Below are 22,152 nucleotides of genomic sequence, written 5' to 3' on the forward strand. Positions count from 1 at the left end.
GAGTCGGACTCAACGGATGAACTCACCCGCGCGGGCCGCCAGCTCGAGCACCGGTCCGGGGACCAGGCCGAGAATCACGGTGGCGGCGAGACCGAGGGCAACCGCGGTCGTGGTCTGCCAGCCCGGCAGCACCACGTCGGGCGCGTCGGTGGGCAGGTCCGAGAAGAACATCAGCACGATCACGCGGACGTAGAAGAACGCGGCGATCAGGCTGGACAGCACCGCGACGACGACCAGCGGCCACGCGCCACCCGTCCACGCCGCGCTGAACACGGCCCACTTGCCGGTGAAGCCCGCGGTCAGCGGAATCCCGGCGAAGGACAGCAGGAAGAACGCGAAGATCCCGGCCAGCAGCGGCGACTTCTTGCCCAGCCCGGCCCAGCGGGACAGGTGGGTGGCCTCGCCGCCGGCGTCCCGGACCAGGGTGACGACCGCGAAGGCGCCGATGGTCGAGAAGCCGTAGGTGACCAGGTAGAAGAGCACCGCCTGGGTCGAGGTGACGCCGTTGGTGACGCCGCTCCCGGCCTGCGCCAGCCCGACGAACGCGGTCAGCAGGAAGCCTGCGTGCGCGATCGAGGAGTAGGCCAGCATCCGCTTCACGTCGGTCTGGGTGATCGCGACGATCGAGCCGACCACCATGGTGAGGATCGCGACGACCCACATCATCGGCGCCCAGTCCCAGCGGGTGCCGCCGAGGGCGACGTAGAAGACGCGCATCAGCCCGATGAACGCGGCGATCTTGGTGCAGGCCGCCATGAAACCGGTGACCGGCGTCGGGGCGCCCTGGTAGACGTCCGGCGTCCAGGAGTGGAACGGCACCGCGCCGACCTTGAACAGCAGGCCGACCGCGATCAGGCCCGTCCCGGCCAACAGGATCGCGTCGCCGCCGGTCTGGGTCTGCAGCGCGTCGGCGATCCCGCCGAGCGACATCGTGCCGGCGTAGCCGTAGAGCAGCGCGATCCCGAACAGCAGGAACGCGGAGGCGAAGGCGCCGAGCAGGAAGTACTTCATCGCGGCTTCCTGCGAGATCAGCCGGCGACGGCGCGCCAGCCCGCAGAGCAGGTACAGCGGCAGCGAGAAGACCTCGAGCGCGACGAACAGCACCAGCAGGTCGTTGGCCGAGGCGAACAGCATCATGCCGCCGACCGCGAACAGCGTCAGCGGGAAGATCTCGGTGTGCTCCAGCCGGGCCGCCGTGCCTTCGCGCTCGGCCTCGGACCCCGGTACGGCGGCCGCCTGGCCGGCGAACGCGGACAGCCCGCCGTCGAGCGACCGCTCGGCGAACAGCAGCACGCTGACCAGCGTCAGCGCCAGCAGGATCAGCCAGGTGAACAGCGCCGGGCCGTCGACCGAGATCGCGCCCAGCGCCGCGACCAGCTCTTTCTCGTCGGCGATCAGGAAACCGGTCAGCACGCCGGCGACGATGATCGCCACCAGTGTGATCGCGAGCTGGACCAGGTGCCGCCAGGCCCGCGGCAGGAACGCCTCGGCGATGACGCCGACACAGGCCGCGCCGAACACGACGAGCAACGGCATCAGCTCGTTGTACTCGATCTTCGGCGCCACGAAGTCCGCCGAAGGCAGGATCAGGCCGATCACTTCTGTCCCTCCGTCACGGGGATCTGCGGAGCCTTGTCAGTGACACCGACACGCTGCATGGTCGACTCGACCGCGGGTTTGATGATGTCGACCACCGGCTTCGGGAAGATCCCGAGCCCGATGATCAGGACCACCAGCGGGACGATCGCGAAGATCTCCCGCTTGTTCAGGTCCGTGAGCTTCTCGATGCCTTCGCGGACCGGGCCGGTCATCGTGCGCTGGTACATCAGCAGGATGTAGAGCGCGGCCAGCACGATACCGACGACCGCGATCACCGCGATCACCTTGTGCTTGCTGAAGACGCCGGCCAGCACCATGAACTCGGAGATGAACGGCGACAACCCGGGCAGCGCGAGACTGGACAGACCGGCGAACAGGAAGGTGCCGGCCAGCACCGGGGCCACCTTCTCGACGCCGCCGTAGTCCGCGATCCGGGCCGAGCCGCGCCGCGAGATCAGGTACCCGGCGACCAGGAACAGCGCCGCCGTGGAGAGCCCGTGGTTGAACATGTACAGCGTCGACCCGACCAGGCCCTGCGACGTCAGCGCGAAGATACCCATCACGATGAAGCCGAAGTGCGAGATCGAGGTGTACGCGATCAGCCGCTTGATGTCGGTCTGGCCGATCGCGAGCAGCGCGCCGTACAGGACCGAGATCAGCGCCAGCACCAGGACCACCGGGGTGGCCCACTCGGACGCGTTCGGGAACAGGCCCAGGCAGAACCGGATCATCCCGAAGGTGCCGATCTTGTCCAGGATGCCGACCAGCAGCACCGAGGTGCCCGGCGTCGCCTCACCGGCGGCGTCCGGCAGCCAGGTGTGGAACGGCACCATCGGCGCCTTCACCGCGAAGGCGAAGAAGAAGCCGAGGAACAGCCAGCGCTCGGTGTTCTCGCTCATGTCCAGCTTGACCAGGTCGGTCAGCAGGTACGACGGGTCGCCCGCACGCGCCGAGAGCACGTACAGCCCGACCACCGAGGCCAGCATCAGCAGGCCGCCGAGCAGCGAGTAGAGCAGGAACTTCACCGCGGCGTACGAACGCTGCGCCCCGCCGAAGCCGCCGATCAGGAAGTACATCGGGATCAGCGTGGCCTCGAACAGCACGTAGAAGAGGAACACGTCGGTCGCGGCGAAGACACCGATCGACAGCGCCTCCAGCGCCAGGATCCAGGCGAAGAACGACTTCGACGACCAGCGGCCGTTGTCCGCGTCGTTCCAGGAGGCGATGATCACGATCGGCGTCAGCAGCGCGGTCAGCACCACCAGGACGACGCCGACGCCGTCCAGCCCGAGGGCGTAGTTCGCGCCGAAGGCCTTGATCCAGGTGTGCGACTCGGCGTACTTCTCAGCGCCGTCCTGGTGGTAGCCGACGGCGACGATCGCCGTCAGCACCAGGGTCACCAGCGAGAACGCGAGCGCGACCTGCTTGGCCACCAGGGCCTTCGCCTTCGGCACCAGCATCGTCGCCAGTGCGCCCACGAAGGGCAGCAGCAGTAAGAGGGTCAGCCAACCGATTTTCACGACAACCTCACCGCGAGGAGGGCGACGACCACGAATGCGGCGCCGAAGACCATGCTGAGTGCGTAGGAACGGACGAAGCCCGTCTGGAACCGGCGCAGCCGGCCGGACAGCCCACCGAACAGTGCGGCCAGCCCGTTCACCAGGCCGTCCACACCGCGGTTGTCGAGCCAGACCAGCGTCCGGGTGAGGTACTGGCCCGGGCGCATCAGGACCGCCTCGTTGAGCGCGTCGCCGTACAGGTCACGACGCGCCAGGACCGTGAGCGGCGAGCCGGCCGGAGCCTCCCGCGGGATGTCCCGCCGGTACTTGGCCACCGCGATCACGATGCCGACGGCAACCACCGCGAGCGTGATCAGCGTCATCACGATGATCGGCAGCGGCGGGTGGTGCTCCTCGTGCGCGCCGACGACCGGCTCCAGCCAGTGCTCCAGCCAGCCGCCGAGGGCCAGGACGCCGCCGACCAGCGAGAGCAGCGCCAGGATGACCAGCGGCACCGTCATCACCTTCGGCGACTCGTGCGGGTGCACGTCCTTCTCCCAGCGCTTCTCGCCGAGGAACGTCATCAGCATCACCCGCGTCATGTAGAACGCGGTGATCCCGGCGCCGAGCAGCGTGCACAGACCGATCACCAGGTTGTCCGCGAACGCGGCCTCGATGATCTTGTCCTTGCTGAAGAAGCCCGAGAACGGCGGGATGCCGAGGATCGCCAGGTAGCCGAAGGCGAAGGTGACGAAGGTGATCTTCATCGGCGTCCGCAGGGCGCCGTAGTGGCGCATGTTCACGTCGTCGTTCATCCCGTGCATGACGGAACCGGCGCCGAGGAACATGTTGGCCTTGAAGAAACCGTGCGTGATCAGGTGGAAGATCGCGAACACGTACCCGGCCGGGCCGAGACCGGCGGCCAGCATCATGTAGCCGATCTGACTCATCGTGGAGCCGGCCAGCGCCTTCTTGATGTCGTCCTTGGCGGTACCGATGATCGCGCCGGCGAGCGCGGTGACGGTACCGACGATGACGACCGCCGTGGAGGCCGCCTCGCTCTGCTCGAAGATCGCGTGCGAGCGGACCACCAGGTAGACGCCCGCGGTGACCATCGTCGCCGCGTGGATCAGCGCCGACACCGGGGTCGGGCCCTCCATCGCGTCCAGCAGCCAGGACTGCAGCGGCACCTGCGCGGACTTACCGCAGGCGGCCAGCAGCAGCATCAGGCCGACCAGCGTCGCCCAGGTGTGGCTCATCGACTCGGCGCCGGCGTTCACACTGACGAACGCCGAGGAGCCGAACAGGGCCCACATGCTCATCACGGCGAGCGAGAGGCCGATGTCGCCGACCCGGTTCACCACGAAGGCCTTCTTGGCGGCGACCGCCGCGGAGTCCTTGTGCTGCCAGAAGCCGATCAGCAGGTACGACGCCAGACCGACGCCCTCCCAGCCGACGAAGACCAGCAGGTAGTCGGCGGACAGCACCAGCAGCAGCATCGCCGCGACGAACAGGTTCAGGTACGCGAAGAAGCGGCGCCGCCGCGGGTCGTGCTCCATGTAGCCGATCGAGTAGATGTGGATCAGCGAACCCACACCGGTGATCAGCAGCACGAACAGGATCGACAGCGGGTCGATCAGCAGGGTGAAGTCGACCTTCACGCTGCCGACCTGGAACCACTCGAACAGGCGGACCGTCTCGGACCGCTCCTCGCCGTGGTGGCCCTGCATCTGGACGAACAGCAGGACGCCGCAGACGAATGCGGCCAGCGAGGCGGCAGTGCCGAGCAGGTGACCCCACGCGTTGGTGGCCTTGCCACCGAGCAGCAGGATCGCCGCAGACACCGCCGGGATCGCGACCAGCAGCCACGTCAGCTCATGACTCATCGGTTTCAGACCTCAGTACTTGAGCAGGTTGGCGTCGTCGACCGAGGCCGAGCGACGGGTGCGGAAGATGGCCATGATGATCGCCAGGCCGATCACGACCTCGGCCGCGGCCACCACCATCACGAAGAAGGCGGCGATCTGGCCGTCGAGGTTGCCGTGCTGGCGGGCGAACGTCACGAACGCGAGGTTGGTCGCGTTCAGCATCAGCTCGACGCACATGAACACGACGATGGCGTTCCGCCGGACCAGCACGCCCAGCGCGCCGATACTGAACAGGATCGCCGCGAGCACGATGTACGGCTCAGTCGTCACTGTTCTTCTCCTCCTTCAACACGTGGTCCTCGCCGTCGCTGATCTCGCGGACGGTTTCGACGTCTTCGCGCTCCTCGGCTTCGGGGAACACGGTGCCACGAGCCTGCAGGACGCGAGACACCGAGGTCGGCGCGATCGAGCCGTCCGGCAGCAGGGCCGGGGTGTCGACGGCGTTGTGCCGGGCCAGGACGCCGGGTGTCGGCAGCGGGCCGGGGTGGACCCCCTGCTCGGCGTACTTGCGCATCCGGTCCTCGGCGTGGTCGCGCTGGGTGCGCTTCTTGGTCAGCCGCTCGCGGTGCGCCAGCATCATCGCGCCGAGCGCCGCGGTGATCAGCAGCGCCGAGGTCACCTCGAAGACGAACACGTACTTGCCGAACAGCAGCTGCGCGATGCCCTTCGGGTTGCCGTCGGGCTGCGCGTCGGCCAGGCCGACCGGGTTGCCGTAGATCGCGTTCCCGACCGCGGCGACCAGCAGGACGCCGAAGCCCAGGAAGGCCAGGCCGGCCAGCAGCCGCTGACCGCGGATCGTCTCCACCAGCGAGTCCGAGGCGTCGACGCCGACCAGCATCAGCACGAACAGGAACAGCATCAGGATCGCGCCGGTGTAGACGATGATCTGGACCGCGAACAGGAACGGCGCGTCGAGCGCGGCGTACTGGACGGCCAGGCAGACCATCACGGTGGCCAGCAGCAGCGCCGAGTGGACGGCCTTGCGGACCAGGATCATCGCGATCCCGGCCAGCACCATCACCGGCGCCAGCATCCAGAACGCGACCTGCGGTCCGGTCACCAGGCTGATCACTTCTCGTCACCCCCAGGCGCTGCCGCCGCGCCGGTCAGGCCGCGGTAGTAGTCCTTCTCGGTGGCGCCCAGCTGCATCGCGTGCGGCGGCTCCTGCATGCCCGGGAGCATCGGGGCCAGCAGGTCCTTCTTCTCGTAGATCAGCGAGGCGCGGCTGGTGTCGGCCAGCTCGTACTCGTTGGTCATCGTGAGCGCCCGGGTCGGGCAGGCCTCGATGCACAGGCCGCAGAGGATGCAGCGCAGGTAGTTGATCTGGTAGACGCGGCCGTACCGCTCGCCGGGCGAGTAGCGGGCCGAATCGTCGCCGTCGACGTTGTCCGCGCCTTCGACGTAGATCGCGTCCGCCGGGCAGGCCCAGGCGCACAGCTCGCAGCCGACGCACTTCTCCAGACCGTCCGGCCAGCGGTTCAGCTGGTGGCGGCCGTGGAAGCGGGGCGCGGTCGGCTTCTTCTCGAACGGGTACTGCTCGGTGAAGACCTTGCGGAACATCGTCCGGAAGGTCACCCCGAACCCGGCTACCGGATCCCAGAGGGACTCTTTGACACTAGCCACGACGTGCTTCCTCGCTTCGGCTCGGAGTGTTGACGAGCGGTGGTGGCACCGGGAAGCCGCCGGCGAAGGCGTCGAACTCCTTGCCATCGGCATCGTCGGTCGTCTTGTCGGACTTCGGCTTCCCCGGGAAGGCCAGCGAGATCACCGCGAGGACGACGGCGATCGCGGCCGCGACCAGCAGCGTCGTCCGGCTGAAGGTGGTCTCCCGGCCGACCGCGCGGACCGTGGCGACGAGCAGGATCCAGCCCAGGGAGACCGGGATCAGGATCTTCCAGCCCAGCTTCATGAACTGGTCGTAACGCAGTCGCGGCAGCGTTCCGCGCAGCCAGATGTAGAAGAAGATGAACGCCATCAGCTTGCCGAAGAACCACAGCACCGGCCAGTAGCCGGTGTTGGCCCAGTCGAACTGCGAGATCGGCCAGGGCGCCTGCCAGCCGCCGAGGAACAGCGTGGTGGCCAGCGCCGAGACGGTCGCCATGTTGATGTACTCGGCCAGGAAGAACATCGCGTACTTGATCGAGGAGTACTCGGTCAAGAAGCCCGCGACCAGCTCGCCCTCGGCCTCCGGGAGGTCGAACGGCGCCCGGTTGGTCTCGCCGACCATCGAGACCACGTAGATCACGAACGACGGGAACAGCAGGAACGCGTACCACCCCGGGATCGGGATATCGGCGCCCAGGATGTTGACGCTCTGCGCCGAGGCCTGCGCGGCGACGATCTCCGAGGTGGACATCGAGCCCGCGAACAGGAAGACCGTGACGAGCGCGAGACCCATCGCGACCTCGTAGGAGATCATCTGCGCGCTCGAGCGCAGACCGCCGAGCAGCGAGTACGTCGAGTTCGACGACCAGCCGCCGAGCACGATGCCGTAGATGCCGATCGAGGCGATCGCCATCACGTAGAGCACCGAGACCGGCAGGTCGGTGAGCTGCAGCCGGGTGTAGGTGTCGGTGAACGGGATCTTCACCGTCGGCCCGAACGGGATCACGGCGAAGGTCAGGAAGGCCGGCACGGCGACGATCACCGGCGCCAGGACGTAGACGAACCGGTCCACGCCCTTCGGCATCAGGTCTTCCTTGAGCATCAGCTTCACGCCGTCGGCCAGCGACTGCAGCAGACCCGCGGGGCCGTGCACGTTCGGGCCGACCCGGTGCTGCATCCGCGCGACGACGCGGCGCTCCCACCAGATGTTGAACAGCGTCAGCACGACCAGCAGCACGAAGATGATCAGCACCTTGAGGCCGATCACCCACCACGGGTCGTTGCCGACGCCCGCATCCGGCGGCGGCGCCATCGGAATGGTCAGCGGATTCATGCGGTCCCTCCGGCGATCGTCACGATCGAGCCGTGATCGGCGTGCAGAGAACGACGGACGTGCGAGTCGGCCGAGTTCGTCGGCAGCCAGACCACGTTGTCGGTCATCGGGGTGATCAGGACCGGCAGCCGGACCGATCCGGCGTCGGTGCTGACCACGAGCTCGTCGCCGTCGGCGACGCCGGCCCGGTGCGCCGTGGTCGGCGAGATCCGGGCGACCGGCTTCCGCGCGGTGGCCGTCAGGTGCGGCTCACCGTCGTTCGCGCGGCTGTCGTCGATCAGCATCCGCCAGGTCGCGAGCCGGGTGGAGTCGAACGCGCCGAGGGCCGGACCGGCCTGGTACGTCGGCTCCTGCGCACGGTCGCCGTCCCAGCGGCCGAGCTCGTCGTACTCGCGCTTGGCGCCGGCCGGCGTGGTGAAGCCGAGCGAGGCGTCCATCTCCTGGGCCAGGGCGGCCAGGGCGCGGACGTCGGGCATCGCGGCCGGGACCTGCAGCACGACCGGGAACGGCCGCTCGCGACCCTCCCAGTTCACGAAGGTGCCGTCCTTCTCGGCCGGCGGAACGACCGGGAAGACGACGTCGGCGTACTCGGTCACCTGCGAGTTGCGGACCTCGAAGCTGACCACGAACGGCGCAGCGGCCAGCGCGGCCAGCGCGGCGGCCGGATCCGGCAGGTCGTCGATCTCGACACCCGCGACGAGCAGCGCGCCGAGCGAGCCGGCCGCCGCGAGAATCTCGCCGGTGTCCTTACCCGCGCCGGTCGGCAGGCCGTCGACACCCCAGGCGGCCTGCAGGTCGACCCGGGCCTGGGCGTCGGAGACCAGCCGGCCACCGGGCAGCAGCCCCGGCAGGCAACCGGCCTCGAGCGCACCGCGGTCACCCGCGCGACGCGGGATCCAGACCAGCTGGGCGCCGGTGTCGAGGGCCAGCCGGAGCGCGGCCGAGTAACCACCCGGCACACTCGCCAGCCGCTCGCCGACGATGATGATCGACTGGGCGCCGAGCGCGGCCCGGGCCGCGGCGCCGGTCTCGCCGGCGCTGCCCAGGTCGGCCAGGACGACGGACTCCGTCCCCGGCGCGGCCGGGACGACGACGCCGTCCAGCTTCTCGACGCCACGTGACGCGAACGGCGCGAGCGTGAAGACCTTGGTGCCGTTGGCCTTGACGCCCTTGCGCAGCCGCAGGAACACCGAAGCCGCTTCCTCTTCGGGCTCGAACCCGGCGAGCAGTACCGAGGCGGCGTTCTCGAGGTCGGCGAACGTCGTCCCGAGCCCGGTGCCGGCCACCGCGGCGGCCAGGAAGTCGGCCTCCTCGGCGGAGTACGGCCGGGCGCGGAAGTCGATGTCGTTGGTGCCGAGGGCGACCCGGGCGAACTTCGAGTACGCGTAGGCGTCCTCGAGGGTCAGCCGGCCGCCGGTCAGCACGGCCGCGTTACCGCGGGCCGCCGTCAGCTTCTCGGCCGTGTAGGTCAGCGCCTCCGGCCAGGAGGCGGGCCGCAGCACGCCGTCCTCGCGGATCATCGGGTGGGTCAGCCGGTCACCGGTGCTCGCGTAGTTGAACGCGAACCGGTCCTTGTCCGAGATCCACTCCTCGTTGACCTCCGGGTCGTCGCCGGCCAGCCGGCGCATCACCTTGCCGCGCCGGTAGTCGACGCGGATCGCGGCGCCGGACGAGTCGTGCTCGGCCACCGACGGCACCGAGACCAGGTCGAACGGGCGGGAGCGGAACCGGTACGCCGCGCTGGTCAGCGCGCCCACCGGGCAGATCTGGATGGTGTTGCCGGAGAAGTAGCTCTCGAAGGGCTCCTTCTCGTAGATACCGACCTGCTGCAGCGCGCCGCGCTCGATCAGCGCGATGAACGGGTCACCGGCGATCTGCTCGGAGAAGCGGGTGCAGCGCGCGCAGAGGATGCAGCGCTCGCGGTCCAGCAGCACCTCGGCGGAGATGTTGATCGGCTTGGGGTAGGTCCGCTTCACCTCGGTGAACCGGGACTCGCCCTGGCCGTTCGTCATCGCCTGGTTCTGCAGCGGGCACTCGCCGCCCTTGTCGCAGACCGGGCAGTCCAGCGGGTGGTTGATCAGCAGGAACTCCATGTTCCCGTGCTGCGCCTTGTCGGCCACCGGCGAGCTCACCTGCGTGCGGATGACCATGCCGTCGGCGACGGTCAGCGTGCAGGAGGCCTGCGGTTTCGGCATCCCGCGGCCGTTCCCGGCGTCCGGGACCTCGACCAGGCACTGGCGGCAGGCGCCGACCGGGTCCAGCAGCGGGTGGTCGCAGAACCGCGGGATCTGGATCCCGATCTGCTCCGCGGCCCGGATCGCCAGGCTGTTCTTCGGGACCTTGACCTCGATGTCGTCGATGGTCACGGTCACCAGGTCGGTGCGCTCCACCTCGGCACCGGCCGGCGGGTTCGCTTGGATGGTCATGCGCTAGCTCCAGCGGTCGCGAAGACGGTGCTCGCCATCGGGTCGAACGGGCAGCCGCCGTGGGTGAAGTGCGCCAGGTACTCGTCCTTGAAGTGCTGGATCGAGCTGGTGATCGGGGCCGTGGCGCCGTCACCGAGAGCGCAGAAGGACCGGCCCATGATGTTCTCGGACAGGTCGAGCATCTTGACCAGGTCCTCTTCGGTGCCCTGGCCCTTCTCGAGCCGTTCGAGGATCTGCACCAGCCACCAGGTCCCCTCGCGGCAGGGCGTGCACTTGCCGCAGGACTCGTGCTTGTAGAACTCGGTCCAGCGCAGCACCGAGCGGACCACACAGGTGGTCTCGTCGAAGATCTGCAGCGCCTTGGTGCCCAGCATCGAGCCGGCGCCGCCGACGCCCTCGTAGTCCAGCGGGACGTCGAGGTGCTCGGCGGTCAGCAGCGGGGTGGACGAACCGCCCGGCGTCCAGAACTTCAGCTCGTGGCCCGCGCGGACGCCGCCGGCCAGCTCGAGCAGCTGGCGCAGCGTGATCCCGAGCGGCGCCTCGTACTGCCCCGGGCGGGTGACGTGACCGGACAGCGAGTACAGCGTCATGCCCTTGGACTTCTCGGTCCCCATCGAGGAGAACCAGTCCGCGCCGTTCTTCAGGATGACGGGAACAGACGCGATCGACTCGACGTTGTTGATCACCGTGGGACACCCGTACAGACCGGCGACCGCCGGGAACGGAGGACGCAGCCGGGGTTGACCGCGACGACCCTCGAGCGAGTCGAGCAGCGCCGTCTCCTCGCCGCAGATGTACGCGCCGGCGCCCGCGTGGACGACGACGTCCAGGTCGTAGCCGGTGCCGAGGATGTTCGTGCCGATGTAGCCGGCGTCCTTGGCCTCCTGGACGGCCTGCTGCAGGCGGCGGATCACGTGCAGGACCTCACCGCGGACGTAGATGAACGCGGCGCTCGCGCGGATCGCGTAGGACGCGATGATGACGCCCTCGACCAGCGTGTGCGGCGAGGCCATCATCAGCGGGATGTCCTTGCAGGTGCCCGGCTCGGACTCGTCGGCGTTCACCACGAGGTACTTCGGCTTCGGGTTGTCCTGCGGGATGAACGACCACTTCATCCCGGTCGGGAAGCCCGCGCCGCCGCGGCCGCGCAGACCGGAGTCCTTGACGGCCGCCACCACGTCGGCCGGCTGCATGGTCAGCGCCTTGCGGAGGGCGTCGTACCCGCCGGTGCGCTGGTACGCCGAGAGCTGCCAGGCGTTGATCTGGTCCCAGTTGTCGGACAGTACCGGGGTCAGCATGGTCAGTCCTCCTTCCGGGAGTCGTCGCCGTTGACCGCCTGGGATTCCTTACCAGGCTGGTCGGAGGGGCGCGGACCGGCCGCGGCCTCCGGGGAGACCGTCGTCTCGGCCACGCGGCCGTTGCCGCCGCCGGAGCCGTTCGGGGCCGTCCAGTTGCGCTCGCGGGCCAGGCGGAGGCCGGCCAGCGAGGCCTTGCCGCCGGTCGGGCCCTCGTCGGCGCGCCCGTCCGGGAAGCCGGCCAGCACCCGCTCGGCCTCGCGCCAGGTGCAGATGGTGGCGCCGCGCGGCGACTTCACCTCGGCGCCCGCGCGCAGGTCGTCGACCAGCTGGGTCGCCGACTGCGGCGTCATGTCGTCGAAGAACTCCCAGTTCACCATCATCACCGGCGCGTAGTCGCAGGCGGCGTTGCACTCGAGGTGCTCGAGGGTGATCTTGCCGTCCTCGGTGGTCTCGTCGTTCCCGACCTCGAGGTGCTCCTTGAGCCGCTCGAAGATCAGGTCGCCGCCCATCACCGCGCAGAGCGTGTTGGTGCAGACCCCGACGTGGTAGTCGCCGACCGGACGGCGCTTGTACATCGTGTAGAACGTCGCCACCGCGGAGACCTCGGCGCCGGTCAGCCCGAGCACCTCGGCACAGGCCTCGATCCCCTCCGGGGTGACCCGGCCCTCGACCGACTGCACCAGGTGCAGCATCGGCAGCAGCGCCGAGCGGCCGACCGGGTAGCGGGCGGCCAGCTCGCGCATCTCCGCGATCGTCGTCTCGGTGATGTTCGAGTCACCGGTCGAGTAGGGCACCGGCTTGTCGGTAGCTGTTGCGTGGTTCTCGGCCATCTATCGGTCCACTCCGCCCATAACCGGGTCCAGGCTGGCGACGGCGACGATCACGTCGGCCACCTGGGAGCCCTCACACATGATCGGCATCGCCTGCAGGTTTGCGAACGACGGGTCCCGGAAGTGCACCCGGTACGGCTTGGTGCCGCCGTCGGAGACGACATGCGCGCCCATCTCGCCGCGCGGCGACTCGATCGGCACGTAGGCCTGACCGGCCGGTACCCGGAACCCCTCGGTGACGAGTTTGAAGTGATGGATCAGCGCTTCCATCGACTCGCCCATGATGTGCTTGATGTGGTCGAGCGAGTTGCCCATGCCGTCGGCGCCGACGGCCAGCTGGGCCGGCCAGCCGATCTTCTTGTCGGCGACCATCACCGGCTCGCCGTCCATCTTCTCCAGCCGGTCCGCGCACTGCTCGACGATCTTCAGCGACTCCCACATCTCCTGCAGGCGGACGCGGAAGCGGCCGTAGGAATCCGAGGTGTCCCAGGTCGGGACGTCGAAGTCGTAGGTCTCGTAACCGCAGTACGGCTGCGACTTGCGCAGGTCCAGCGCGTAGCCGGTCGAGCGCACCGTCGGGCCGGTGATCCCCAGCGCCATACAACCGGCCAGATCCAGGTAGCCGACGTCGTTCAGCCGGGCCTTGAAGATCGGGTTCGCGTTGCAGAGCTCGGCGTACTCGGGGAGGTGCTTGTTCATCCAGGTGATGTACTCGCGGATCTTGTCCAGCGCGCCGGCCGGCAGGTCCTGTGCGACGCCGCCGGGGCGGACGAACGCGTGGTTCATCCGCAGGCCGGTGATCAGCTCGAACAGGTCCAGCGTCATCTCCCGCTCGCGGAACCCGATCGTCATCACGGTCAGCGCGCCGATCTCCATCCCGCCGGTCGCGATACAGACCAGGTGGCTGGAGATCCGGTTCAGCTCCATCAGCAGCACCCGGAGCACGTTCGCCTTCTCCGGGATCTGGTCCTCGATCCCGAGCAGCCGCTCGACGGACAGGCAGTACGCCGTCTCGTTGTAGAACGGCGACAGGTAGTCCATCCGGGTGACGAAGGTGACGCCCTGCGTCCAGGAGCGGAACTCCATGTTCTTCTCGATCCCCGTGTGCAGGTAGCCGATGCCACAGCGGGCCTCGGTGACCGTCTCACCCTCGAGCTCGAGAATCAGCCGGAGCACGCCGTGGGTCGACGGGTGCTGCGGGCCCATGTTGACGACGACGCGCTCTTCGGGCTCCTCGCCGAGGCCGGCCACGACCGAGTCCCAGTCCTGACCGGTGACGGTGAAGACCTTGCCCTCGGTGGTGGACCGAGCGTCCGCGTACGGATCTGTAGTGGTCATCAGTTGTACGACCTCCGCGTGTCGGGCGGCGGGATGACGGCGCCCTTGTACTCGACGTCGATTCCGCCGAGCGGGTAGTCCTTGCGCTGCGGGTGCCCGGGCCAGTCGTCGGGCATCTGGATCCGGGTCAGCGCCGGGTGGCCGTCGAAGACGATCCCGAAGAAGTCCCAGGTCTCGCGCTCGTGCCAGTCGGCGGCCGGGTAGACCGAGCAGACCGACGGGATGTGCGCGTCGCCGTCCGGCGCCGACACCTCGAGGCGGATCCGCCGGTTGTGGGTGATCGAGGCCAGGTGGTAGACCGCGTGCAGCTCGCGGCCGGTCTCCTGCGGGTAGTGCACCCCGCTGACGCCGGAGAACAGCTCGAAGCGCAGGGTCTCGTCGTCCCGCAGGTGCTGCGCGACGCTCACGAGGTGCTCGCGCGCGACGTGCAGAGTGAGCTCGGTGCGGTCGACGACGACCTTCTCGATCGCGCCCTCACCGGCCAGGCCCTCGAGTTTGTCGACGGCGCCGTCGAACCAGGAGCCGTACGGCTTCGGCGTCCCGCCGGGCAGCGCGACCTGACGCTTCAGGCCGCCGAACCCGGAGGTGTCACCGGTGCCGCGGACGCCGAACATGCCCTCGCGCTGGTCGATCACCTCGGCGCCGGGCGTCTGCGCGTCACCAGCGGCGGACGTCGCCGGAAGGTTCTCCGGCTGCGAGTCGCTCATCGAAGCAGACCCTTCATCTCAATGGTCGGGGCGGCCGTCAGCGCGGCCGCCTCCTGCTCGTTCTGCAGGGCCAGCTTGTGCGCGCCGAGCTTGCTGTGCTGGATCTGGTCGTGGATCTTCAGGAACGCGTCCAGCAGCATCTCCGGCCGCGGCGGGCAGCCGGGCAGGTACATGTCGACGGGGACGACGTGGTCGACCCCCTGGACGACGGCGTAGTTGTTGAACATGCCGCCGGACGACGCGCAGACGCCCATCGCGAGCACCCACTTCGGGTTCGCCATCTGGTCGTAGATCTGGCGCAGCACCGGCGCCATCTTCTGGCTCACCCGGCCGGCCACGATCATCAGGTCGGCCTGGCGCGGCGAGGCCCGGAAGACCTCCATGCCGAACCGGGCGGCGTCGTACCGCGGCGCGCCGGTGGTCATCATCTCGATCGCGCAGCAGGCCAGCCCGAAGGTTGCCGGCCACAACGACGCCTTCCGCATGTAGCCGAGCAGACCCTCGACGGTGCCGAGCAGTACGCCGGCCGGAAGCTGTTCCTCTAGACCCATATCAGTCCCACTCCAGTCCGCCGCGGCGCCAGACGTAGGCGTACGCGACGAAGACGGTGACGATGAAGATGACCATCTCGATCAACCCGAAGAGCGCCATCTGGTCGAAGGCGACCGCCCACGGGTAGAGGAAGATGATCTCGATGTCGAAGACGATGAAGAGCATCGCGGTGATGTAGTACTTCACCGGGAAGCGGCCACCGCCGACCGGCTGCGGCGTCGGCTCGATCCCGCACTCGTACGAGTCGAGCTTGGCCCGGTTGTAACGCTTCGGGCCGACCAGGGCGCTGGTCAGAATGCTGCCCAAGACGAAGAGCGCCGCGAGCACACCAAGAGCGAGGATCGGTACGTAGGGTTGCATCGCTTGGTGCTCCCTCCTTCAGCCGGTGGTCTGTGTGGTTTCAGCCGACACTGTGTTATCAGTACCGGAGTGACTCAGCTCACTCGCCCCGCCGATCAGGCGGCGGGAGCGACCTTCGTGAGCCCGTTGATGATCTTGTCCATCACGTCGCCGTCGCGCGGGTCGGTGAGGTTGGCCAGCAACTTCAGCGTGAACTTCATCAAGGTGGTGCGCGGCAGACCGTACTTCGTGCACAGCCGCATCACCTCCGGATTTCCGATCAGCTTCACGAAGACCCGGCCGAGCGAGTAGTAGCCGCCCCACTCCTGCTTGAGCGCCTTCGGGTAGGCCGACAGCGCGCGCTCGCGCTGGTTCGGCTGCCGGTGCAGCGCCTGGGCGGCGACCTCGGCGGCGAACATCCCGGACTCCATCGCGTACGGGATGCCCTCGCCGTTGAACGGGTTGACCATGCCGCCGGCGTCGCCGAGCAGCATCAGGCCGCGGGTGTAGTGCGGCTGCCGGTTGAAGCCCATCGGCAGCGCCGCCCCGCGGATCGGGATGGTCTGGAACTCGTCGCGGAACTGCCACTGCTCCGGCGTGTTCTTCAGCCAGGCCTTCAGCAGGTCCGAGTAGTCGACCTTGCCGAAGGCGTCGGAGGTGTTCAGGATGCCGAGACCGACGTTGACGGTGCCGTCGCCCATGCCGAAGATCCAGCCGTAGCCCGGCAGCAGGACCTTGCCGTTCGGCTGCTTCGGGTCGTCGGCCCACAGCTCCAGCCAGGACTCGAGATAGTCGTCGTCGTGCCGCGGGCTGGTGAAGTACGTCCGGACGGCGACGCCCATCGGCCGGTCGTCGCGCTTGTGCAGCCCCATGCCGATACTCAGCCGCGACGAGTTGCCGTCGGCGGCCATCACCAGCGGCGCGCGGAACTCGACGTCGCCGCCGGCCCGGCGGCCGTTGTCGTCGACCGGCTTGGCCGTGACGCCGACGATGAAACCCTTGTCGTCGAGGATCGGGCCGGTCACGTTCGTCCGCTCGCGCAGCCGCGCGCCGGCCTTGACCGCCTGCCGGGCGAGCAGGTCGTCGAAGTCCATCCGGTTCCGGGTCAGGCCGTAGTTCGGGTGGCTGGACAGATCCGGCCAGTCGAGCTGGAGCTGGTGCCCGGCGCCCTGGATCCGGAGCCCGTAGTTGCGGATCCAGCCGGCCTCTTCGGAGATGTCGATCCCCATGTTGATCAGCTGCTTGGTACCGCGCGGAGTGAGGCCGTCGCCGCACACCTTCTCGCGCGGGAACGCGGTCTTCTCCAGCAGCAGGACGTCGAGGCCCGCGTTGGCCAGGTGGTAGGCGGCGGAAGATCCAGCGGGTCCGGCGCCGACGACGATGACATCGGCTGACTCCGACTGCTGCCCGCTCGGCACGCTCTCGCTCATCTCATCCCGACCTGGAAGTTGGGGGCTGTCACGGCTCGTGAAGGGATTCACTAAGCCTGGTCATCCGACAGTCTAGGACTGCCTGACGCGGACACGAAACTCGCCCCAACCCCCTTGCAGACAAGCAAATTACGCGCCGTTTTCGTTGCGTAATTAAGTGGGGGTCTGAGGACCCCACGTCGTAGCGAGGAGGTGCTCGGTGCGGTAGCTCGGTGTGCTGGGGCGGAGGGGTCGATGCGGAGCATCGTCACCTGTGCACCAGTGCGGCGAGATGCTGTGCCGAGTGCCCCGCAGTAGGCGTGGGGTCCTCAGACCCCCACTAGGCGGGCTTCACGCCACGGTGGATGGCGACCAGACCACCGGTCAGGTTGGCCCACTGCACCCGGCTCCAGCCGGCCGCCTCGATCGTGCGGGCCAGCGGCTCCTGGGGCAGCCATGCGCGCGTCGACTCGGCCAGGTACTCGTAGGCCTCGGGGTTGGTCGAGACCACCCGGGCCACCACCGGGACCGCGCGCATCATGTACTCCAGGTACGCGACCCGGAACGGCTTCCAGGTCGGGTGCGACTGCTCGAGGATGACGAGCCGGCCGCCGGGCCGGGTCACCCGGAGCATCTCGCGCAGCGCGAGCGTGACGTCGTTCACGTTTCGCAGCGCCCAGGAGATGGTGACCACGTCGAAGCTCTCGTCGGCGAACGGCAGCCGCAGCGCGTCGCCGGCGATCAGATCCAGCTCGGGGTGGTTGCGCTTGCCGACCCGGAGCATCCCGACCGAGAAATCACAGGACACCACCTCGGCGCCGGCCTCGCGCAGCTTGATACTCGACGCGCCCGTCCCGGCCGCCAGATCGAGGATCTTCAGCCCCTTCCGCGGCGCGATCGCGGCCAGCGTCGCGGGCCGCCAGACCAGCTTCTCCATACCCATCGTGGCCACCGCGTTGGTGCGGTCGTAGCCCTCCGCCACGTTGTCGAACATGGCGGCCACGGCGGCCGGGTCCTTGCTCAGATCTGCGCGCGTCACGTGTCTAGTGTCCTGCACCGCTCTCAGTGCGCCAGCTCCGGTGTCCAGGTGGGTACATCGCAAGGCGGAGGGGCGCCCTCGATGCGGTGTTCATCGTGGGCGCTCATCCAACGCGGCGAGGTGCCCGCCTGGGCGCCGGAGATGGTGTGCTGAGGGCGGTGGAGGACGCGAGGTTGATCACGGGTGCGACAGGCGCTGAAATTCACTGGACATGAAGCGGTCGTACGCTTGCATCTCGTGAGCGCATCTCCAGGGAGCCAACCGGCCGTCGTGACCGCGCCGCAGCTCGTCGTCCGCAGCGTCGCGGTGGACGGCGTCGCGGAGCGGCTGATCGACCATCTGCCGGCCGAAGGCGGGCTGAGCTGGGTCCGCCGCGGGGACGGGCACGTCGGCTGGGGCGTCGCCGCGCGACTCGATGTTGCCGGTGGCAACCGCTTCCAGGAGGCGGTGCGCTGGTGGCAGCAGCTGGTCGGCGCGGCCGTGGTGCGCGACGAGATCGGCGTACCAGGCTCCGGACTGGTCTGCTTCGGCTCGTTCGGGTTCACCGACTCCGACCCCGGTGAGCTGGTGGTGCCCGAGGTGATCGTCGGCCGCCGCGGCGGCACCACCTGGGTGACCACGGTCTCCCCCGCCAGCTCGCTGGCCGCGCCGCCCGAGCTCGTCACCCACGAGCCCTCGCCGGTGCACGAGGTGACGTTCGCGGACGGCGCGCGCTCCGGCGCCGACTGGTCGGGCATCGTGGCGGACGCCGTCCGCCGGATCACCGCCGGCACGCTGGACAAGGTGGTCCTCGCCCGCGATCTGATCGCGATCGCCGATCAGCCGATCGACCTGCGCTGGCCGCTGCGCCGGCTGGCCGCGGCGTACCCGAACTGCTGGACCTTCTCGGTCGACGGGCTGATCGGCGCCACGCCGGAGCTGCTGGTCCGCCGGGAGAAAGGGCTGATCACCTCCCGGGTCCTCGCGGGGACGATTCGCCGCACCGGCGACGACGCGCACGACCTCGCGCTGGCCGCGTCGCTGGCCCGGTCGTCGAAGGACCTCGAGGAGCACGAGTTCGCCGTCCGCTCGGTCGCCGACGCGCTGAAACCGCACTGCAAGTCGATGAACGTGCCCGAGACGCCGTTCGTCCTGCACCTGCCGAACGTGATGCATCTCGCGACCGACGTGGCCGGCGTGGCGAACAACGGCGCCTCCGCGCTCGGGCTGGCCGCCTCGCTGCACCCGTCGGCCGCGGTCTGCGGGACGCCGACGCCGGTCGCCCGCGACCTGATCGGCGAGATCGAGGGGATGAGCCGCGGTCGCTTCAGCGGGCCGGTCGGCTGGATGGACGCCGCCGGCGACGGCGAGTGGTGTATCGCACTGCGCTGCGGTCAGGCCGACCCGGACGACGCGCGCAAGATGCGCCTGTTCGCGGGCGCCGGGATCGTGGCCGGCTCCGATCCGGACGCCGAACTGGCCGAGACGAACGCGAAACTGGTTCCGATGCGAGACGCACTAGGAGAGTGACTGTGAAGCTCACGAAGTTCGCGCATGCCTGTGTCCGCCTGGAGAAGGACGGCAAGACCCTGCTGGTCGACCCGGGCTCGTTCAGCGAGGACGCCGTCTTCGCCGCCGCGGACGCCGTCCTGGTCACCCACGAGCACCCGGACCACCTCGACATCGCGCGGATCGCCGCCCTCGACGTCCCCGTCTACACCAACGCCGGCGTCGCGGCCCAGCTCACCGAACTCGGCGACCGCGTCCACGTCGTCGCAGGCGGCCAGTCCTTCGACGCCGCCGGCTTCGCCGTCACCGCCTACGGCCAGGACCACGCCGTCATCCTCCCCGAGTGGGGCGTCCCCTGCGCCAACATCGGCTTCCTGATCGACGACGCCGTCTACCACCCCGGCGACTCCTTCACCCAGCCCGACCGCGCCGTCCACACCAACCTGGTCCCCATCTCCGGTCCATGGTTCGCCCTCCCGCCGGCCGTCGAGTACGCCCGCACCGTTCAGGCGACCCAGCTCGTCGGCATCCACGACGGCCTGCTCTCCGAGATCGGCCTCGGCATGTTCCCCCGCTTCTTCAACACCGACGAACGCCCGTACGTCCGGCTCTCCCCTGGGGACTCGACCGAGATCAGCTGAACTTGTAGGCCACCAGATCCTGCAGGGGCTCGTAGCCGATGGCGGCGTAGATCTTGTTGGACGTCGGGTTGGCCAGGTCGGTCATCAGGCAGACCTGGTTGCCGGCAGCGCTCAGGGTCTGGGTGACGTGGGCGGTGAGGGCGCTGGCGTAGCCGTGGCCCCGGTAGGGGGGCGGGGTGTAGACGGGGCCGATGCGGACGGCGCCGAAGGCGGGGGCCTGGTGGCCGACGAGGGCGACCAGGTGGCCGTTGCAGTCCCAGATCCAGAGGCGGTGGTGCTCGGTGCGCTGTTCGAGCCAGCGGCGGTCGGCTTCGGCGCCTTCGGCGGCGTGGCCGACTTCTTGGCGGTAGGCGCCGAAGAAGGGGGTGAGGACGTCGAGGTCGGCCGGTTCGGCGAGCCTCGGCGTACCGACGGCGCGCTGCGGGACGAACGTGCCGAGTTTGTGCAGGCGGACGCGTTCGGAGGGGACGAAGGCGCGGCCGGTCCGGACGGCGTACTGCTCGGCGAACAGGCGGGCCGCGTCGGCCGAGCCGATCACGCTCCGGGCGCGCGGGACGGCGTTCGCGAGGACGTCGACCACGTGCGGGACGAGGCCGGTCGGGAGGCCGGAGAGGTTGATCCCGCGGAGCGCCGTCCAGATGACCGCGCCGAGCACCTCGCCGGCCGGGTTGTGGACCGAGACGAAGACCGGCGGCTCGGGGTCGTCGACCAGGCCGCGGACCCGGTCGGAGACATTGCTCAAGATGGTGGTGTTGAGCACCGGATCACGTTGCAGGAAAGGGAAAACCAGCTCGGCGAAGGCAGCTGGGTCGCGGGTGACGCGGACGGTCATTCGGTGAACTCCAGGACGGTGAAGTCGCCGACCGGGCGATACCCGGCCTGGTGGTAGATCTTGTTCGAGGTCGGGTTGGCCAGGTCGGTGTAGAGACAGGCCTGGTTGCCGTCGGCAAGTATTTGGGCGGTGACATGGCTGGTCAGGGCGCCGGCGTACCCGTGCCGGCGGTGTTCGGGCGGAGTGTAGACCGGGCCGACCCGGCAGACGCCGAAGACCGGCCGATGGAAGCCGACCATACTCACCGCGACGCCGTCGACCGCCCAGATCCACATCGTGCCCTCGGTGAACTTGTGCTCGGCCCAGTCCCGCGGGTCGTCGCCGAGTTCGGGGAAGCCGTCGCGGCCCCACGCCGCGACCAGCTCGATCTCGCTCGCCTGCATCGGCCGCGGGGCGCCGGCATCCGCGGCGAGTGGAGTCAGGTCGATCAGTTTGTGCAGCCGGGTCGCCATGTGCTGGTCGGCGCCGCCGCCGCGCAACTGCTGCCAGCGGGCGGCGAACCGCGTCGCCGACGGGTGGCTCCCCGCGACACCCGGCACCTCGGTGAGCACCTCCGCGAAGGTGTCCGCTACCAGCTCGGCGAGGTCCTCCTGGAGGGCGCCCAGGTAGACGCCGCGCCCGGGTGTGCGCATCGCGGCCCCGACGACGTCGCCGTCGTGGACCGAGACGTAGTACGCCGGTTCGTCGTCCTCGGGACGGACGCCGGTGGCGCGCTCGTGGACGTTGGTCATGATCACCGTGTGCAACACGGGATCCTGTTGCAGCAAAGGGAAGACGGTCTCCGCGAAGGCGGCGGGATCGGAGGTGACACGGACGTCCATGGACCGGGAGACTACGCCTGCCAGGTGTCCAACAGCGCCCGATTTAGACTGCGCGTATGTCCACGACGCGGTTGCTGCTGCTGGGGATCGTCCGGATCTTCCAGCCGGCCTACGGATACCAGCTGCGCCGGGAGCTGCTGACGTGGAACGTGCAGGAGTGGGCCAACATCAATCCGGGCTCGATCTACACGGGGTTGCGGACGCTGGCCAAGCACGGCTACCTGGCCGAACTCGACGACGGCGAGCCCGGGCGGACGTCGTACCAGCTCACCCCGGAGGGCGATCAGGAGTTCTTCTCGCTGCTTCGGCAGCATCTCTGGACGGTCGACGGATTCCATCCGGACCGGATGCAGGCGGCGCTGAACTTTCTCTGGACGCTGCCGCGCGACGAGGTGCTCGTCGCGCTGGACGGCCGGATCGGGCAGCTGGAGAGCCGGCTGAAGACGGCGCCGTTCGACGAGCGGCAGA

Annotated in this window: 20 protein-coding genes and 1 pseudogene; 3 read left to right on the plus strand and 18 right to left on the minus strand. The window is 69.0% G+C overall.

What is annotated here, in order from left to right; all coding sequences use genetic code 11:
- Window positions 1-9: 9 nt before the first annotated feature.
- The 16 genes from nuoN to HPO96_RS19950 form a co-directional block, all read right to left on the minus strand.
- Window positions 10-1,536, minus strand: a complete 1,527-nt coding sequence (gene nuoN / locus HPO96_RS19875; RefSeq protein WP_238355348.1) for an NADH-quinone oxidoreductase subunit NuoN — start codon at window positions 1,534-1,536, stop codon at window positions 10-12.
- 59 nt (window positions 1,537-1,595) lie between these two features.
- Window positions 1,596-3,119, minus strand: a complete 1,524-nt coding sequence (locus HPO96_RS19880) for an NADH-quinone oxidoreductase subunit M (protein WP_171674984.1) — start codon at window positions 3,117-3,119, stop codon at window positions 1,596-1,598.
- The gene (gene nuoL / locus HPO96_RS19885) at window positions 3,116-4,984 is read right to left on the minus strand and encodes an NADH-quinone oxidoreductase subunit L (protein WP_171674985.1); all 1,869 of its coding nucleotides are present in this window, start codon (window positions 4,982-4,984) and stop codon (window positions 3,116-3,118) included. Before nuoL ends, HPO96_RS19880 begins: the two co-directional genes overlap by 4 nt.
- A gap of 12 nt (window positions 4,985-4,996) precedes the next feature.
- Window positions 4,997-5,296, minus strand: a complete 300-nt coding sequence (gene nuoK, locus HPO96_RS19890) for an NADH-quinone oxidoreductase subunit NuoK (RefSeq protein WP_171674986.1) — start codon at window positions 5,294-5,296, stop codon at window positions 4,997-4,999.
- The gene (locus tag HPO96_RS19895) at window positions 5,286-6,098 is read right to left on the minus strand and encodes an NADH-quinone oxidoreductase subunit J (protein ID WP_171674987.1); all 813 of its coding nucleotides are present in this window, start codon (window positions 6,096-6,098) and stop codon (window positions 5,286-5,288) included. The genes nuoK and HPO96_RS19895 overlap by 11 nt, the downstream gene beginning before the upstream one ends.
- Entirely contained in the window at window positions 6,095-6,649 is a 555-nt protein-coding gene (nuoI, locus tag HPO96_RS19900; protein ID WP_171674988.1) for an NADH-quinone oxidoreductase subunit NuoI, read from the minus strand. Before nuoI ends, HPO96_RS19895 begins: the two co-directional genes overlap by 4 nt.
- The gene (nuoH, locus tag HPO96_RS19905) at window positions 6,642-7,964 is read right to left on the minus strand and encodes an NADH-quinone oxidoreductase subunit NuoH (protein ID WP_171674989.1); all 1,323 of its coding nucleotides are present in this window, start codon (window positions 7,962-7,964) and stop codon (window positions 6,642-6,644) included. Before nuoH ends, nuoI begins: the two co-directional genes overlap by 8 nt.
- Window positions 7,961-10,390, minus strand: a complete 2,430-nt coding sequence (locus HPO96_RS19910; protein WP_171674990.1) for an NADH-quinone oxidoreductase subunit G — start codon at window positions 10,388-10,390, stop codon at window positions 7,961-7,963. Before HPO96_RS19910 ends, nuoH begins: the two co-directional genes overlap by 4 nt.
- Window positions 10,387-11,688 (minus strand): NADH-quinone oxidoreductase subunit NuoF, encoded by a 1,302-nt coding sequence (gene nuoF, locus HPO96_RS19915; protein ID WP_171674991.1) that lies wholly within the window; start codon window positions 11,686-11,688, stop codon window positions 10,387-10,389. The genes HPO96_RS19910 and nuoF overlap by 4 nt, the downstream gene beginning before the upstream one ends.
- A 2-nt stretch (window positions 11,689-11,690) precedes the next feature.
- Complete coding sequence (gene nuoE / locus HPO96_RS19920; RefSeq protein WP_171674992.1) at window positions 11,691-12,518, minus strand: NADH-quinone oxidoreductase subunit NuoE; 828 nt, start codon at window positions 12,516-12,518, stop codon at window positions 11,691-11,693.
- Entirely contained in the window at window positions 12,519-13,856 is a 1,338-nt protein-coding gene (locus HPO96_RS19925) for an NADH-quinone oxidoreductase subunit D (RefSeq protein ID WP_171674993.1), read from the minus strand. It lies immediately after the preceding gene.
- Window positions 13,856-14,563, minus strand: coding sequence for an NADH-quinone oxidoreductase subunit C (locus tag HPO96_RS19930; protein ID WP_171674994.1), 708 nt, complete (start codon window positions 14,561-14,563; stop codon window positions 13,856-13,858). Before HPO96_RS19930 ends, HPO96_RS19925 begins: the two co-directional genes overlap by 1 nt.
- Window positions 14,560-15,114 (minus strand): NuoB/complex I 20 kDa subunit family protein, encoded by a 555-nt coding sequence (locus tag HPO96_RS19935; protein WP_171674995.1) that lies wholly within the window; start codon window positions 15,112-15,114, stop codon window positions 14,560-14,562. Before HPO96_RS19935 ends, HPO96_RS19930 begins: the two co-directional genes overlap by 4 nt.
- Before the next feature lies 1 nt (window position 15,115).
- The gene (locus tag HPO96_RS19940; RefSeq protein ID WP_171674996.1) at window positions 15,116-15,475 is read right to left on the minus strand and encodes an NADH-quinone oxidoreductase subunit A; all 360 of its coding nucleotides are present in this window, start codon (window positions 15,473-15,475) and stop codon (window positions 15,116-15,118) included.
- Between the two features lie 95 nt (window positions 15,476-15,570).
- Window positions 15,571-16,884: a geranylgeranyl reductase family protein gene (locus HPO96_RS19945; RefSeq protein ID WP_171674997.1), complete on the minus strand. Its 1,314-nt coding sequence runs from the start codon at window positions 16,882-16,884 to the stop codon at window positions 15,571-15,573.
- A 319-nt stretch (window positions 16,885-17,203) separates the two neighbouring features.
- Window positions 17,204-17,902 carry a demethylmenaquinone methyltransferase gene (locus tag HPO96_RS19950; protein ID WP_171674998.1) on the minus strand — a complete coding sequence of 233 codons (699 nt, stop codon included), beginning with the start codon at window positions 17,900-17,902 and terminating at the stop codon, window positions 17,204-17,206.
- 237 nt (window positions 17,903-18,139) lie between these two features.
- Between HPO96_RS19950 and HPO96_RS19955 the strand changes: the two genes are divergently transcribed.
- The gene (locus tag HPO96_RS19955) at window positions 18,140-19,411 is read left to right on the plus strand and encodes an isochorismate synthase (RefSeq protein ID WP_171674999.1); all 1,272 of its coding nucleotides are present in this window, start codon (window positions 18,140-18,142) and stop codon (window positions 19,409-19,411) included.
- Window positions 19,412-19,413: 2 nt separating this feature from the next.
- Complete coding sequence (locus tag HPO96_RS19960) at window positions 19,414-20,031, plus strand: MBL fold metallo-hydrolase (RefSeq protein WP_171675000.1); 618 nt, start codon at window positions 19,414-19,416, stop codon at window positions 20,029-20,031.
- Here the strand turns inward: HPO96_RS19960 and HPO96_RS19965 are convergent.
- Complete coding sequence (locus tag HPO96_RS19965; protein ID WP_171675001.1) at window positions 20,024-20,863, minus strand: GNAT family N-acetyltransferase; 840 nt, start codon at window positions 20,861-20,863, stop codon at window positions 20,024-20,026. The two genes, HPO96_RS19960 and HPO96_RS19965, sit on opposite strands and share 8 nt — an antisense overlap.
- Window positions 20,860-21,684 (minus strand): GNAT family N-acetyltransferase, encoded by an 825-nt coding sequence (locus tag HPO96_RS19970; protein WP_171675002.1) that lies wholly within the window; start codon window positions 21,682-21,684, stop codon window positions 20,860-20,862. The genes HPO96_RS19965 and HPO96_RS19970 overlap by 4 nt, the downstream gene beginning before the upstream one ends.
- A gap of 56 nt (window positions 21,685-21,740) precedes the next feature.
- Between HPO96_RS19970 and HPO96_RS38390 the strand changes: the two are divergent.
- Window positions 21,741-21,965: pseudogene (locus tag HPO96_RS38390) on the plus strand (PadR family transcriptional regulator); the annotation flags it as partial.
- Between the last annotated feature and the right edge of the window lie 187 nt (window positions 21,966-22,152).

Origin of the sequence: Kribbella sandramycini (assembly GCF_013131805.1) — a bacterium.
GTDB classification, from domain to species: domain Bacteria; phylum Actinomycetota; class Actinomycetes; order Propionibacteriales; family Kribbellaceae; genus Kribbella; species Kribbella sandramycini.

What these genes read in the sequence shown, in the direction of transcription:
- nuoN (WP_238355348.1), bottom strand. Translation starts at nt 1,536, where the DNA reads ATGCCGTTGCTCGTCGTGTTCGGCGCGGCCTGTGTCGGCGTCATCGCC.
- nuoL (WP_171674985.1), bottom strand. Translation starts at nt 4,984, where the DNA reads ATGAGTCATGAGCTGACGTGGCTGCTGGTCGCGATCCCGGCGGTGTCT.
- nuoH (WP_171674989.1), bottom strand. Translation starts at nt 7,964, where the DNA reads ATGAATCCGCTGACCATTCCGATGGCGCCGCCGCCGGATGCGGGCGTC.
- HPO96_RS19910 (WP_171674990.1), bottom strand. Translation starts at nt 10,390, where the DNA reads ATGACCATCCAAGCGAACCCGCCGGCCGGTGCCGAGGTGGAGCGCACC.
- nuoF (WP_171674991.1), bottom strand. Translation starts at nt 11,688, where the DNA reads ATGCTGACCCCGGTACTGTCCGACAACTGGGACCAGATCAACGCCTGG.
- nuoE (WP_171674992.1), bottom strand. Translation starts at nt 12,518, where the DNA reads ATGGCCGAGAACCACGCAACAGCTACCGACAAGCCGGTGCCCTACTCG.
- HPO96_RS19925 (WP_171674993.1), bottom strand. Translation starts at nt 13,856, where the DNA reads ATGACCACTACAGATCCGTACGCGGACGCTCGGTCCACCACCGAGGGC.
- HPO96_RS19930 (WP_171674994.1), bottom strand. Translation starts at nt 14,563, where the DNA reads ATGAGCGACTCGCAGCCGGAGAACCTTCCGGCGACGTCCGCCGCTGGT.
- HPO96_RS19935 (WP_171674995.1), bottom strand. Translation starts at nt 15,114, where the DNA reads ATGGGTCTAGAGGAACAGCTTCCGGCCGGCGTACTGCTCGGCACCGTC.
- HPO96_RS19940 (WP_171674996.1), bottom strand. Translation starts at nt 15,475, where the DNA reads ATGCAACCCTACGTACCGATCCTCGCTCTTGGTGTGCTCGCGGCGCTC.
- HPO96_RS19945 (WP_171674997.1), bottom strand. Translation starts at nt 16,884, where the DNA reads ATGAGCGAGAGCGTGCCGAGCGGGCAGCAGTCGGAGTCAGCCGATGTC.
- HPO96_RS19965 (WP_171675001.1), bottom strand. Translation starts at nt 20,863, where the DNA reads ATGACCGTCCGCGTCACCCGCGACCCAGCTGCCTTCGCCGAGCTGGTT.
- HPO96_RS19970 (WP_171675002.1), bottom strand. Translation starts at nt 21,684, where the DNA reads ATGGACGTCCGTGTCACCTCCGATCCCGCCGCCTTCGCGGAGACCGTC.